Origin of the sequence: Streptomyces sp. NPDC017202, assembly GCF_044331705.1 — a bacterium.
In the GTDB taxonomy this organism is placed as follows: domain Bacteria; phylum Actinomycetota; class Actinomycetes; order Streptomycetales; family Streptomycetaceae; genus Streptomyces.
This window is the reverse complement of the sequence record NZ_JBIRNP010000004.1, coordinates 307,091-319,420: the sequence shown is the minus strand read 5'-3', so window position 1 is coordinate 319,420 and position 12,330 is coordinate 307,091. Positions and strand designations below refer to the sequence as shown.

Genomic DNA, 12,330 nt, shown 5'->3' with positions numbered 1-12,330 from the left:
CCGTTTGCTTCCCGGACGGCCCCTGGGGCCTCTCGTTCGGGTCAGGCCGGGCTCGCGGGCCCCGCTCCCTGATCCGGCCTGATCCAGACGAAAGACCCTACATCCGGCTCAGGGACGCCGCCGCGGACAGGACGTCGCGGATCGCCGTCCGGTCGCCCACCTGGCCGGCCGCCGCCTCCTCCGGGGAGACGTGGCCCGCCGCGAGCCGGCAGAACTCCACGTCGTCCAGGGCGACATGGGCCACCTCGTGGTCGGCGGAGCCCACCGCGGCCGGGGAGTCGAGCGGGATGAACCACTCGCCGCCGCCCCGGCCCTCGATCTCCAGCCGCAGGCTGCGGCCGGGACGGCCGGCGGTCACCAGGTGCCGGCGGTCGCCCGGCCCGGCCAGTCCCGCGCGGCGGCGTTCGGCGAGGACGGCCGGCAGCATCCGGGCGGCGAGGTCGACCATGCCGCGCAGGTGGCGCGGCGCGGGTGGGTCGTAGGGGTAGTCGACGGCCTCGGCGATGTCCACGGCGTGCACCCAGCATTCGAAGGCCCGGTCCACCAGCGCGTCCCGCAGCGGCAGTTCGAAGTCGCCGTACGACACCGCGACGGTGCCGGGGTCCTCGCCGCGCTCGGCTTCGCCCGCACGGGTGGTGCCCCGGTCGCCGTCCCCGTCGCTGAGGGACACCGTGCGGACGATCGCGTGGGCCTGTTCCCGCCAGGGGCCGCGCACGGACCGGGTCGGCGGGAAGTGCGAGGCTTCCCAGAACGCCTCCGTCCGCTCCGCGGGTGTGCCGGCCGGCTTGCCCGCGGTGCCGCCCGCGGCCGGGCCCAGCGGATCGTCGAGGCCCAGGGCGACGGCGACCAGCCCGTCCACCGCGAGCAGGTGGGCGATGACCCCGGCGACGGTCGTACGGCGGCTGGTGGCGTCCTGGCCGCGGAACCAGCGCAGCCGCACGGGCGCGTGCCACTCCGCGTCCCCGAAGTCCTGGAGCAGCGCGTCCAGCCGGGCGGTCTCCGCGTCGTACGCCGTCGCCCACTCGGGCACCGGGATGCGCGGCGGGCGCCGGTCCAGGCAGCTCTCCAGGACGCGGGTGCGCAGGCCCGGATCCAGGTCGAGGCTGTCGGGGCGCTGGAGCAGGCCGACCGCCTCGCGCAGCCGCCGTGCCTCGTCGGCGCAGACCCCGCAGTCGCCGAGGTGGTCCTCGACGGCGGCGGTCTCCTCGGCCGAGCAGGCGGCCAGCGCCCAGGCGCCCAACAGTGCCTTCAGCACCGGGTGTTCCAGGCGCGGCGGCGCCGCAACGGCGGGTTCCGGAGCGGGCCGCGGGAGGCCGCCGTCCGCCACGGAGGCACGCGGGGGCCGCGGGAGCGGCAGGCGGCCGGCTCCGGGGTTCCCGGGGAACCGGTCCTCGGTCATGCCGCACCCCCGTAGCGTCCGGGCGGGGCGCCGGGGGCGGCGTCGTGTGCCGTGGAGAGCAGTTGCAGGCCGAGCCGGAGGCGCCGGCGCGCCTCGTCCTCGGTGACGCCGAGGTCGGCGGCGGTCTGGCGGTAGTCGCGGCGCTGGAAGTACGCCAGCTCCAGGGCGGTGCGCAGCGGGGCCGGCATCGACTGGACGATGTAGTCGGCGCGGGCGGCGACCGAGGCGTGGCGCACCTTGTCCTCCAGCTCCTCGGTGCTGCCGGAGCCGTCCGGCGCGAGCGCCGCGGTCTCCGTGGCGCGCAGTCGCTGCACGGCCAGGCGGTGGGTCAGGTCGGCGACCCAGGTGCGCAGGGGGCCCTCCCGGTGGTCGTAGGAGTCCGGGTGCTCCCACACGTGCGCGAAGACCTCGTGGGTGACGCCGTCGGCGGCCCGTTCGTCCCCCAGCACGCGGTGGGCCAGGCCGTGCACGAGCGAAGCGAACCGGTCGTACAGCTCACCGAGGGCGGCGGCCTCCCCGCGCGCGAGGCGCTGCTGCATCCTGTGGTCCCAGCGGGGCGGTGCGTCCTTCTTCGCCATGCGGCCCCCTCAGCCCTGCCCGTGCCCGGCGCCCCCGCCGGGACCTGTCGCTGTCCAGCCTGCGTGCATCGTCACCTCGAATGTAGTCGGCACGTCCGACGACGCACGCCCCTTTGGTGCAATGTGCGCCCCCTGCACTTCGGAGGGTGGTAAAGGCATGCTCTGGGCACGCCTACCCGACTTGCCGGCGATCAGACTGGATCAGGGTTGATTGGGCCTTGTTCTGGTGAGATCGAACAGGACCGATAGCGATCGGAACAAGCCTCTTTCTCGAATTGGTTGTTTTTTGCTCGTCGTTTCGGGGAACGGCCGCTGGGCAGCCGCGCTGCGAGGAAGCGAAGGGACGGCTTCCGTTCGGGCGGACGAAGGGCGTGTGGGTGGCTTTCAAAGTGACCGTCGGCGAACGGAGCGGATGGGCCGTGCTCCGGGTGTCGGGCGAACTGGACCTGGTGACGTCCCCGTTGCTGCGTCAACGGGTGCACGACGAAGTGGCCGAGGGCCGCCACAGCCTCGTCCTGGACCTCTCCGAGGTGCATTTCTGCGACTCCAGCGGAGTCGGCGTCCTCATCGCCTCCCGGCGGCTGATCCGCTCCTGCCGGGGCCGCCTGCGGCTGATCCTGCCGGCGCGCGGCGCGGTCGAGGACTCCCACGTCAACCGGGTCCTCGGCGCGCTGGGGGTGCGCCGGCTGTTCGACGTGTACGGCGATGTCGCCGAGGCCGTGGACGGCACCGAGCCGCTGTCCGCGTAGGCACCGGCCGACTCCGCCCCGGGACCGTCGGCGTCGTACGCTCCCCTGCGGAGAGTTCACCCACACCCGACGCGACGACGTGAGGCGGCCCACAGACATGGTGAGCAGCGAGTACGAACGCAGGATCGCCGACCGGTTCGCCACCTTCGACCAGGACGGCAACGGCTACATCGACCGCGAGGACTTCGCCTCCGCCGCGAAGGCCGTACTCGCCGAGTTCGGAGTGCCGGCCCGGTCCGACAAGGGGCAGGCGCTGTACGCCGGTGCCGAGGCGTTCTGGCAGGGCATGGCCGGGATGGCCGACCGCGACGGGGATCAGCGCATCACCCGCGACGAGTTCGTGGGCGGGGCGGTCAAACGGCTCCGTGACAATCCCGAGCGGTTCGCCGAGATCGCCCGGCCGTTCCTGCACGCGGCGCTCGCCGTCGCGGACGGTGACGGAGACGGGCGGGCCACGGTCGACGACACGGTGCGGGTGCTGAGGGCGCTCGGTGCCGGCGAGGGCGTGGCCCGGGGGGCCGCGGGCGTGCTGGACGCCGACGCGGACGGGAAGGTGGGCGAGGCGGAGGTCGTGCCGGCGTTCGCCCGCTACTTCACCGTGCCGGAGTAGACGGCCGCCGCTGCGGGGTTGCCCCCGGACCCCGTCCTTTCCGGCCCGGCTCGGTGTGCCGGGCCCGACACGGGGCTTCGCCCCCGCCCCCCTCTCCGGACCTCTTGCCGTTCCCCTCCCCCCCCCCTCATCGCGGCCGGGCGGCTCGGTGGCGCCACGCGCGCGTGCGGGACGGCCCCGGCGTGAGCGAGGGTGGCGGCAACCTGATCGTTGCGCCACACGTGCGTGCGGGACGGCCGTGCAACACGCCCGGGCGCGGGAGCAGTTCGGACGGCCGATCGGCGCCTTCCCGGCCGTCGGGCATCCGTGCGCGGACCTGCCGGCGCGGGCGGGGGCGGCGCGGGCTGCCGTCGGCGCCGACGGCCTCGCGACGGCCCGGCTCCGCGCCGAGGAGGCCGCCGTGCGCGGCGCGCGCGACTGTCTCCAGGCGTGCGGCGGGACGGGGTTCACCTGCTGTTGAAGCGGGACCGGGCGGGTGCGCGGCGTACGGGAGTCGGTACACAGAGTGAGGGTCCGTCGGCTCGCCGCCCGCCGTCCGGGACGGTCTCCGAAGGCGTCGGCCTGCGGTGACGGCCACCGGCCGGGAGCCGTGTCGCTGATCGTGGCACGGAGTGGTGACGGAGCGTGAGTTGTGGTTGTGGCCGAGGCGTGACCCGTCACGGGCTGGAGTCGGGGGGTCGCTCCGGTACCTTCTGTGGGATGCGAGTGGCCACGAGCGCGAGCCGTGCCGGTGGTGCCCCCGGGGCAGTGCCGGATCCGACGGTGCGCGTGCCTGCTCGCAGGCCGGACGGGCGCGGGATCGCGGCCTGTTCGACTCTCCGCGACAAGCGTCGCACAGTATGCCGCACGCGTACTCCTTCGCGCTGGAATATGCCCGAAGCGCTTGTTGAGGTGACTGTATGTCAACCAAGCTGTCTCGTAAGGGAATCACGTTCCGTCACTCCGCCTCTGGTCGTTGTTCTGGCCATGCGGAAAATGGCTACGATCGTGGCCCTCGTCGTCATGGTGCTCGCGTGGCTTGCGTGGCTCACGTGGCGCGCGGCCATGTGTCCGCCGGTTCGGATGGTGTGAGCGGTGCAGGTGCTTCAAGTGCAGCTGGAGATCCGGCCCGACCCCGCTGAAGTGGGTCGCGCCAGGCGATGGGCCCGGTCGCGCCTCGCCGGGTCCGGGATAGAGGCCGACGAGCCGCTCGCCGAGACGCTGATCCTGCTCGTCTCCGAGCTGGTCACCAACGCCGTGGTGCACACCGGCTGTCCGGCCGTGCTGCGGCTCTCGCTGCCGGGCTTCGGGGCGGGGCGGGCCACGGTCCGGCTGGAGGTGGCCGACAGCAGCAGCCGGGCGCCCGTGCCCCGTTGTGTGGGTGACGGGGCGACGGGCGGCCGCGGACTGGCCCTCGTGGACGGCCTCGCGGACCGCTGGGGGTGGAGCGTCGAGGGCCCCGGCAAGCGCATCTGGTGCGAACTCGACCACTGCGCGCGGCCGGTGGACGACACCGACCCCACAAGCACGGCGGACCGCGGCGCGGCGACGGACCGCGGCGGAGCGGCCGGGGGCGGGACCCGCCCCTTCCGCGCGCCGGCCTACGGCGGGTTCGCGTACGAAGCCGTGTGACGCGGCCGTACGAGGCGGCCGTGTGGCGCCGTCGTGCGGCGCGGCCGTGCCCGAGCGGGGACCGATGTGGACCGGCGCGTCCCGGCCTGCGGCGACGGTGCGGGGGCGTGGAGGGAGCCGAGCGACGCGCGGGGTGCGGTGCACGGATGCAGAAAGCGCTGTCGGCCCGGCCGGGGCGGGCGGTGGTGCGCCTGGACGTGCTTCTGTGCGCGCCCGGCACAAAGGGTACGTAAGTCACAAATCCTCGACCGGGTGTTGACGTCAGGTGTCCGTTTGATCACGCTTGTGGGCAGCGATTCGCCGCGAGGGGACGACGAGGGTTCCGGTGACGGGGGCCCTCGCCGAGTGTGGGTCGTGATTCGGCGTCGGGTCCCTCGGGGCCGGGGGAGACCGGGGCGGGTACGCCGAGTCGGATGGTGGTGCGCGGTGCCGTGCTCGGGGCGGCACGGGGGCACCTCCCGCTCCGGTGTGGCCGAGAGCGGGGGGAGGCGCGCCGCCATCCGGCGTGCAGTCAGGGGCGGTTGGCCGCTGGGCGTCCCCGGTGTCCGGCGCGGGATCGCCCCGGCGTCACCGGCGTTCCGCCGCCGGCGAGCTGCTCGGGCCGCGCGCGGAGAGGGGGAGGCGCGCCCCTTGTCCACAGGCTGTGGACAAATGTTCGGGATTCCCGTTCCGGCCCTGCGCGATGCCCGCCCCACCGGGTCCCGGGCTGCCGCCACGGGGCGTCCTCACGTTCTGACGGCGCCGCTCTCCGTCCGGAACGTCCGCCGGTACGCCGTCGGCGTCACCCCGAGCGCCGCCTGCAGGTGCTGGCGCATCGACTGGGCGGTCCCGAAGCCGGCGTCCCGGGCGACCTGGTCGACGGAGAGGCCGGTGGACTCCAACAAATGCCGGGCGCGTTCGACGCGCTGCCGGGTGAGCCACTGGCCGGGACTGACCCCGACCTCCTCGCGGAAGCGGCGGGTGAACGTCCGTACCGACATGGCCTCCTGGGCGGCCATGTCCCGCAGCTGGATGGGCTCGTGGAGGCGGCCGAGCGCCCACGCGCGCGCCGCGGTCGTCCCGGGCAGCTGCGGATCGGGCACCGGCCGCTCGATGTACTGCGCCTGCCCGCCGTCGCGGTGCGGCGGTACGACCGTACGGCGGGCGACCTCGTTGGCGACGGCCGTGCCGTGGTCGCGGCGCACCATGTGCAGGCACAGGTCGATGCCGGCGGCGACGCCCGCCGACGTCAGGACGTCGCCGTCGTCGATGAAGAGGACGTCGGGGTCGACCCTGACGCTGGGGAACAGGCGCTGGAGCCGGGCGGCGTCGGCCCAGTGCGTGGTCGCGGGGCGGCCGTCGAGGACGCCGGCGGCGGCCAGGACGTACACGCCGGTGCAGATGGAGGCGAGGCGGGTGCCGGGGCGGACGAGGGCGAGCGCGGCGGCGAGGTCGTCGGTCAGGACGCCCTCCTCGAAGACCGGGCCGAGTTCGTACGACGCCGGGACGATCACGGTGTCGGCGGTGGCCAGTGCCTCCGGGCCGTGCGCGACCTGGACGGCGAAGTCGGCGTCCGTCTCGACCGGTCCCGGCGGCCGGACCGAGCAGGTGACGACCTCGTACAGGTGCCGTCCCCCGGGATCCTTGGGACGGCCGAAGATGCGGTGCGGGATGCCCAGCTCGAAGGGGAGCAGGCCGTCGAGGGCGAGGACGACGACGCGGTGCGGGCGGAAGCCTGAGGAGGGGCTCATGGCCCGATCCTAACGAACACCGGCCTTCGGGCCACTCGCTCCGGGCGGTCGCGGACCCGAAGCTCTATGACGTGACGCAGACAGACGTGACGCAGACAGACATGGCGGGGACCGGGGCGACCGGGGGCGGGGCCAACGGGGCCGGGGTGAACAAGGCCGGGGCGACCGGGACCGGGGCGACCGGGGCCGGGGTGAACAAGGCCGAGGTGGCCGGGGCACCGGATGCGGGTGTCTCCCGGGCGCCGGGGGCGGCCGCCGGTGGGGTCCCTCGTGCCGGGAGGCGGCGGCCGCGCGTCCACCGGGCGTGGTTCGTCGCCGCCGTCACCTTCGTCACGATCATCGGGGCGGCGGCCTTCCGCTCGCTGCCCGGCCTGCTCATCGAGCCGCTGAACGAGGACTTCGGCTGGTCGCGGGGCACGATCGGCGCGGCCGTGTCGGTCAACCTCGCCCTCTACGGGCTCACCGCGCCCTTCGCCGCGGCGCTGATGGACCGTTTCGGCATCCGCCGGGTGGTGGCCGTCGCGCTGACCGTGATCGCGCTCGGCTCCGGCCTGACGGTGTGGATGACGGCGGCCTGGCAACTGCTGCTGTGCTGGGGCCTGCTCGTGGGTCTCGGCTCGGGTTCGATGGCCCTCGCCTTCGCCGCGACGGTCACCAACCGCTGGTTCACCGAGCGCCGGGGCCTGGTCAGCGGCATCCTCACCGCGGCCTCCGCCTCCGGCCAGCTGATCTTCCTGCCGCTGCTCTCCTGGATGATCACCCGCCACGACTGGCGCCCGGCGGCGGTGACGGTCGCCCTCGCCGCCCTCGCGGTCGTCCCCTTCGTCTGGCTGCTGCTGCGCGACCATCCCGCCGACGTGGGCCAGAAGCCGTACGGGGCGACGGAGTTCGTCCCCAAGCCGGCCCCGGTGCCGGGCGCGGCGCGGCGTGCGGTCACGGTCCTGTTCTCGGCACTGCGCACCGGCCCGTTCTGGCTGCTGGCCGGGACCTTCGCGATCTGCGGCGCCTCCACGAACGGCCTGGTCCAGACCCACTTCGTGCCGGCCGCCCACGACCACCACATGCCGGTCACGGCGGCGGCCTCCCTGCTCGCGGTGATCGGCGTGTTCGACGTGGTCGGCACGATCGCCTCCGGCTGGTTCACGGACCGCTTCGAACCGCGCCGGCTGCTGGCGGTGTACTACGCGCTCCGCGGCGTCTCGCTCCTCTTCCTGCCGATCCTGCTGGCCCCGGCGGTCCACCCGCCGATGATCTTCTTCATCGTCTTCTACGGCCTCGACTGGGTCGCCACCGTCCCGCCCACCCTGGCCCTGTGCCGCGAGCACTACGGCGAGGACAGCGCCATCGTCTTCGGCTGGGTCCTGGCCTCCCACCAGGTCGGCGCGGCCCTGGTCGCCTTCCTCGGCGGCGTGGCCCGCGACGCCTTCGGCTCGTACGACGTGGTCTGGTACGCCTCGGGGGCGCTGTGCGCGGCGGCGGCGCTGATGGCGCTGGTGATCAGGCGCAGGCCCACGGCGCCCCTCGCGCCCACCGCGCCCGCGGTGGCCTGACGGCCGGCTCCCGCCGGAACCGTCCCCGGTGGGGCGGCGTCCCCTCAGCCCCGCCCCAGCCGGCGGCGTACCGCCTTCGCTATGCGTTCCGCGTCGAGGGACAGTTCGCGGAGGTTGCCGCTGATGGGGTTGGTGAAGCCGGTGAAGTAGAGGCCGGGGGCGCCGGCCGGGGTGCGGGGGCCGTGGGCGGTCGGTCTGCCCCGGGGGTCGAGGACGCCGAGGTGGCCGACCAGGTCTTCCAGGGCGCGGACGTAGCCGGTCGCGGCGATCACGGCGTCCGGCTGGACGCGGGTGCCGTCGGCGAGGACGACCTCGCCGTCCTCGAAGCCGTCCACCGCGGCCACGACCTCGACCTTCCCCGTGCGCACCGCGTCGATCAGGCCGACGTCCTGCACCGGGATGGCTCCTTCGCGGACGCGGGTGTAGAGCCCGGTGTCCGGTCGCGGCAGCCCCTGCGCCGACAGGTCCGGCACACTGACCCTGGCCAGGACCCGGCCGACGCGGTCGACGAGCTTGACGGGCAGCCGCCGTACGAGGATGCCGCTGTACTGGGCCGGCCAGCCGGCGGTGGAGCGGCGCACGATGTGCGGGACCGTGCGCACGGCCAGCCGTACCCGCCCGGCGCCGCTCTCCACCAGGTCGACGGCGATCTCGGCGCCGGTGTTGCCGACGCCGACGACGAGGACGTCCCGGCCCGCGTACGGCGTGCCGTTGCGGTAGGCGCAGGCGTGGACCAGCTCGCCGGTGAAGGTGTCGCGGCCGGGCCAGTCGGGCAGCGCCGGGGTGTGGTTGTGGCCGGTGGCGACGACGACCGCCGCGCCGGTCAGCTCGCGCCCCCCGGAGGCGTGCAGCAGCCAGCCCGTGCCGTCGGGGGTCCGCTCGACGCGGGACACCTCGACGCCGGTGACGATCTCCAGCCCGTGGTGCTCGGCGTACTTCTCCAGGTACCGCACCATGTCGTCGCGGGCGACCCACCGTCCGAAGCGGCGGGGCATCGGCAGGCCGGGCAGGGCCGAGCGGCGCCGGGTGGTGTGCAGGTGCAGCCGGTCGTAGTGCCGCCGCCAGGACGCGCCGACCCGGTCGGACTTCTCCACCACGACGGCGCGTACCCCCCGGGCGCGCAGCGCGTACGCGGTGGCGAGGCCGCCGGGGCCGCCGCCGATGACGTAGACCGGGCGGTCGGCCGCGTGCGCGGCGCTGTTCGCGGAGGGGTTCGGCTGCGGTGCGGAGTCTTCCATGAGCGCGAGCGTAATCATGCGCGGCATTGATGGGTCTCGGTCAAGACCGGAATTGGTTGCGGATCGATCACGCCTGTGCGAATGGTGTGTGCGGATGGTGACGCCGGTCACCTGGCGGCGGACAAGCCGCGACGCCGGGCCCGGCTGCGCGGGGTCCGGCGTCGCGGAGGACGGCGTCGATTCTTATGACGGGAAACGGACGCCGCCGTTCAGGGGCGGCCCGGCGGAGGCCGCGGGGGCTCGGCAAAGGCTGCCGGGGCTCGGCGGAGGCCGCCGCGAACTGGCGGAGGCCCCCGGGAGGGGGACTACTTCCGCCTGGCCTTGCGCCCCGTGACCTTGGCGATCCACTGGATGAAGTCGCCCGGGTCGGTGTTGGCGCCGTGGCCCTGGTCCCAGTAGTAGAGGTGGTTCACGTCGTCGCCGAGGCCGTGCGCGGCGGCGGCGATGTTCGCGGAGACCGTCAGGGACGTGTCGGAGTCCTTGGTGCCCAGCCGGATCCACCAGTGCCTGCTGCGACCGGCGTTGGGCTTGTCGACCAGGTGGTACATCGGGTTCATCAGCCGCAGCAGCTCGGGGATGTCGCCGTCGACCCGCTTGGCGGTGAGGCCGGTCGTGTCGTTCTTCTGGCCGTACGCCGTGAAGTGCCGGGCGAGCGTGGTGCCCTTGCCGAACTCGTTGTTCTCCCCGGAGGAGAGGTCGAAGGCGTCGAACGCCGGGACGTTCTTCTTGCGGGCACCGACGTGGGTGAGGAAGTCGGCCCAGGAGAAGGAGGCCCGGCCGTTCTTCCAGGTGATGAAGGGGTGGGCGGCGAGGTAGGTCGCCCGCGCCGCGTCCGACAGGGCGGCGAGGTGGGCGGTGGCCGACGGCTCCAGGTACTGCTTGACCAGGTACGCGTCGTAGTTGCGGGCGTTGAGCGTGCCGAAGCCGCCGAGTCCCTTGAGCTTGAGGGCGGCCTGGTACTCCGCGAACTGGGCCCGCAACTCCTTCGACACCGACTGGTCGACGGCCGCGCCGGCGGAGGTGGCGTTGGCGCCCCAGTTCCACTCGTAGGCGCCGTCGGCGTGCTCCAGGTCGGTGATCGGGCACCAGGCGCCGGTCGCGAAGATCGCCTCGGAGGCGTCGGCCGCGCCGATCTCCTTCAGGTAGGGCGCGTAGAGCGGGCTGTCGCCGGACGCGCCGAGCAGCGAGGACAGGGCGCCGCCCGCGCTGGTGCCGGCGGAGACGATCCGGTCGGTGTCGCCGGGGATGCGGCCCTTGTTGGCGCGGACGTACCGCACGGCCGCCTTGAGGTCGACGATCGCGGCGGGGGCGACGCCGTAGTACTCGCCGGCGGAGTTCTTGAGGGTACGGCCGCGGGCGCCGGGCTCGACCACGACGTAACCGGCGGCGAGGGCGAGCAGCTGGTTGGTGTTCAGGGCGCCGCCGGTGGCGTTGGTGTCGCCCGTCGCATTGGAGGCGGAGGGGCTGGGCGAGGCGGTCGGGGCGGACGGACCGCCGGGGGCGCCGCCGCCTCCCATGGGCCCGCCGGCGGGGCCGCCCACGCCGGTGGCGTCCGCGACGGAGGACGGCATGTACCCGCCGACGGAGTTCGCGAACAGGATCGGCGCGTCCGAGGCGTCCACCGCGGTGCCGTCGATCTTCACCGGGACGCTGACGTTGAGGCTCTGGTACTTCTCGTCCACCGGCTTGGCGACGTAGGTGATCGCCTTCCAGAAGTGGTAGGTCACGGAGTGCTCGGTGCCCTCGGTGTCCGTGACGGTGGTCGTCAGCTCGGTGTAGGCGTCCGGGTCGAAGGCCAGGGAGCCCAGGGAGTCCGAGCCGGACGAGGAAGAGGCCGAGGTCCCGTCGGCCGACGCCTGGGCGCTGAGGGCGAGGCCGCCCACCGCCGCGACGCCGGCGCCGGCCCCGATCCCCATGACGACCGACCTGCGCTTGACTGCCCTGTGCTTCACGGTTCGACTCCCTCGCTGCGGGTGCTGGCGTCAGCGAACGTAGCCGGATCGCAGACAAAATTGCCAACAATCCAGCGGACTTCATGGGGGATGCACAGGTTCACGGCGGAGGCACAGCCCGTTTTCATGGAACCGGGGGGACGGTGCATGCGGGCAGGGGCCCTTCCGGCGCGTGTGCGGGAGCGGCCGGTGTTCAATGGCGGGATGACCGACCTCCCCGAGCCGTACGACGGACCGTCCGCCCCCGTGCTCGACGGTCACGGCCTCCGGCTGCGGCCCTGGGACCCCGAGTCCGCCGCCGACGTCGACGCGTGGCTGCGCGTCCACCTCGACCCCGAGTTCCTGCGCTGGAACACCCCGTTGCGGGCCGTCACGGACACCGCCGGTGCGCGGGAGTCGCTGCGGGCGAGGACGGCGGCCACGGAGGCGGGGACCGCGGTCGTCCTCTGCGTCACGGACGCGGCGGACGGGACGATCCTCGGGCAGGTCGGCCTCAACGCGATCGACCGCGTCCGCAGCTGCGCCAACGTCGGCTACTGGGTGCTGCCCGAGGCCCGCGGCCGGCAGGTGGCCACCCGCTCCCTGAACCTGGCCACGGCCTGGTTCTTCACCCGCCTCGGCCTCCACCGGCTGGAGCTGGGCCACGCCCTCGGCCACGAGGTGTCCTGCCGCGTCGCCGAGCGCTGCGGGTTCCGCCACGAGGGCACCCTGCGCGGCGCGATGTGGGAGGCCGGCCGCCGGGACGCCTGGCGGGACGTGCACGGCCACGCCCGCCTCGCGACGGACCCCGACCCGGCCGGGCTCGGGTGACCTCGGGGGGCTCCGGCGTCCGCATCCACAGGCCCCGCGACGGCGGCGTCGTCCCCGGGCGTCTTCCGCTGCCGGATCCGCGCGACCGAGGCCCCTGTCCCGG

General features: G+C 74.2%; 11 protein-coding genes. 6 read left to right on the top strand and 5 right to left on the bottom strand.

Annotated elements, in window-relative coordinates; genetic code table 11:
* Positions 1–97: 97 nt before the first annotated feature.
* Both ACH4N1_RS11490 and ACH4N1_RS11485 read right to left on the bottom strand, forming a co-directional pair.
* Complete coding sequence (locus tag ACH4N1_RS11490) at positions 98–1,399, bottom strand: MDMPI N domain containing protein (RefSeq protein ID WP_398096379.1); 1,302 nt, start codon at positions 1,397–1,399, stop codon at positions 98–100.
* Positions 1,396–1,977, bottom strand: a complete 582-nt coding sequence (locus ACH4N1_RS11485; protein ID WP_398096378.1) for a sigma-70 family RNA polymerase sigma factor — start codon at positions 1,975–1,977, stop codon at positions 1,396–1,398. The genes ACH4N1_RS11490 and ACH4N1_RS11485 overlap by 4 nt, the downstream gene beginning before the upstream one ends.
* A gap of 371 nt (positions 1,978–2,348) precedes the next feature.
* Between ACH4N1_RS11485 and ACH4N1_RS11480 the strand changes: the two genes are divergently transcribed.
* The 4 genes from ACH4N1_RS11480 to ACH4N1_RS11465 all read left to right on the top strand — a co-directional run bounded on the left by ACH4N1_RS11480 (position 2,349) and on the right by ACH4N1_RS11465 (position 4,947).
* A complete protein-coding gene (locus ACH4N1_RS11480) occupies positions 2,349–2,726 on the top strand; it encodes an STAS domain-containing protein (RefSeq protein WP_366060364.1) in 378 nt (125 codons plus the stop codon).
* A gap of 97 nt (positions 2,727–2,823) precedes the next feature.
* Positions 2,824–3,336: an EF-hand domain-containing protein gene (locus tag ACH4N1_RS11475; RefSeq protein WP_398096376.1), complete on the top strand. Its 513-nt coding sequence runs from the start codon at positions 2,824–2,826 to the stop codon at positions 3,334–3,336.
* 238 nt (positions 3,337–3,574) lie between these two features.
* Positions 3,575–3,796, top strand: a complete 222-nt coding sequence (locus ACH4N1_RS11470; protein ID WP_398096374.1) for an acyl-CoA dehydrogenase family protein — start codon at positions 3,575–3,577, stop codon at positions 3,794–3,796.
* 629 nt (positions 3,797–4,425) lie between these two features.
* Positions 4,426–4,947, top strand: coding sequence for an ATP-binding protein (locus tag ACH4N1_RS11465; protein WP_398096682.1), 522 nt, complete (start codon positions 4,426–4,428; stop codon positions 4,945–4,947).
* A gap of 725 nt (positions 4,948–5,672) precedes the next feature.
* Here ACH4N1_RS11465 and ACH4N1_RS11460 read toward each other — a convergent pair.
* A complete protein-coding gene (locus ACH4N1_RS11460; protein WP_398096372.1) occupies positions 5,673–6,677 on the bottom strand; it encodes a GlxA family transcriptional regulator in 1,005 nt (334 codons plus the stop codon).
* An 86-nt stretch (positions 6,678–6,763) separates the two neighbouring features.
* Between ACH4N1_RS11460 and ACH4N1_RS11455 the strand changes: the two genes are divergently transcribed.
* Positions 6,764–8,227: an MFS transporter gene (locus ACH4N1_RS11455; RefSeq protein WP_398096371.1), complete on the top strand. Its 1,464-nt coding sequence runs from the start codon at positions 6,764–6,766 to the stop codon at positions 8,225–8,227.
* 44 nt (positions 8,228–8,271) lie between these two features.
* Here ACH4N1_RS11455 and ACH4N1_RS11450 read toward each other — a convergent pair whose 3' ends face one another.
* Both ACH4N1_RS11450 and ACH4N1_RS11445 read right to left on the bottom strand, forming a co-directional pair.
* Positions 8,272–9,465 (bottom strand): flavin-containing monooxygenase, encoded by a 1,194-nt coding sequence (locus ACH4N1_RS11450; protein ID WP_398096369.1) that lies wholly within the window; start codon positions 9,463–9,465, stop codon positions 8,272–8,274.
* A 305-nt stretch (positions 9,466–9,770) separates the two neighbouring features.
* Positions 9,771–11,381: a subtype B tannase gene (locus ACH4N1_RS11445; protein WP_398096680.1), complete on the bottom strand. Its 1,611-nt coding sequence runs from the start codon at positions 11,379–11,381 to the stop codon at positions 9,771–9,773.
* A gap of 240 nt (positions 11,382–11,621) precedes the next feature.
* Here ACH4N1_RS11445 and ACH4N1_RS11440 point away from each other — a divergent pair, with 240 nt between their 5' ends.
* Positions 11,622–12,227 (top strand): GNAT family N-acetyltransferase, encoded by a 606-nt coding sequence (locus ACH4N1_RS11440; RefSeq protein ID WP_398096367.1) that lies wholly within the window; start codon positions 11,622–11,624, stop codon positions 12,225–12,227.
* The last annotated feature ends 103 nt before the right edge of the window (positions 12,228–12,330 follow it).

What these genes read in the sequence shown, in the direction of transcription:
- ACH4N1_RS11490 (WP_398096379.1), bottom strand. Translation starts at nt 1,399, where the DNA reads ATGACCGAGGACCGGTTCCCCGGGAACCCCGGAGCCGGCCGCCTGCCG.
- ACH4N1_RS11485 (WP_398096378.1), bottom strand. Translation starts at nt 1,977, where the DNA reads ATGGCGAAGAAGGACGCACCGCCCCGCTGGGACCACAGGATGCAGCAG.
- ACH4N1_RS11475 (WP_398096376.1), top strand. Translation starts at nt 2,824, where the DNA reads ATGGTGAGCAGCGAGTACGAACGCAGGATCGCCGACCGGTTCGCCACC.
- ACH4N1_RS11460 (WP_398096372.1), bottom strand. Translation starts at nt 6,677, where the DNA reads ATGAGCCCCTCCTCAGGCTTCCGCCCGCACCGCGTCGTCGTCCTCGCC.
- ACH4N1_RS11450 (WP_398096369.1), bottom strand. Translation starts at nt 9,465, where the DNA reads ATGGAAGACTCCGCACCGCAGCCGAACCCCTCCGCGAACAGCGCCGCG.
- ACH4N1_RS11445 (WP_398096680.1), bottom strand. Translation starts at nt 11,381, where the DNA reads ATGGGGATCGGGGCCGGCGCCGGCGTCGCGGCGGTGGGCGGCCTCGCC.
- ACH4N1_RS11440 (WP_398096367.1), top strand. Translation starts at nt 11,622, where the DNA reads ATGACCGACCTCCCCGAGCCGTACGACGGACCGTCCGCCCCCGTGCTC.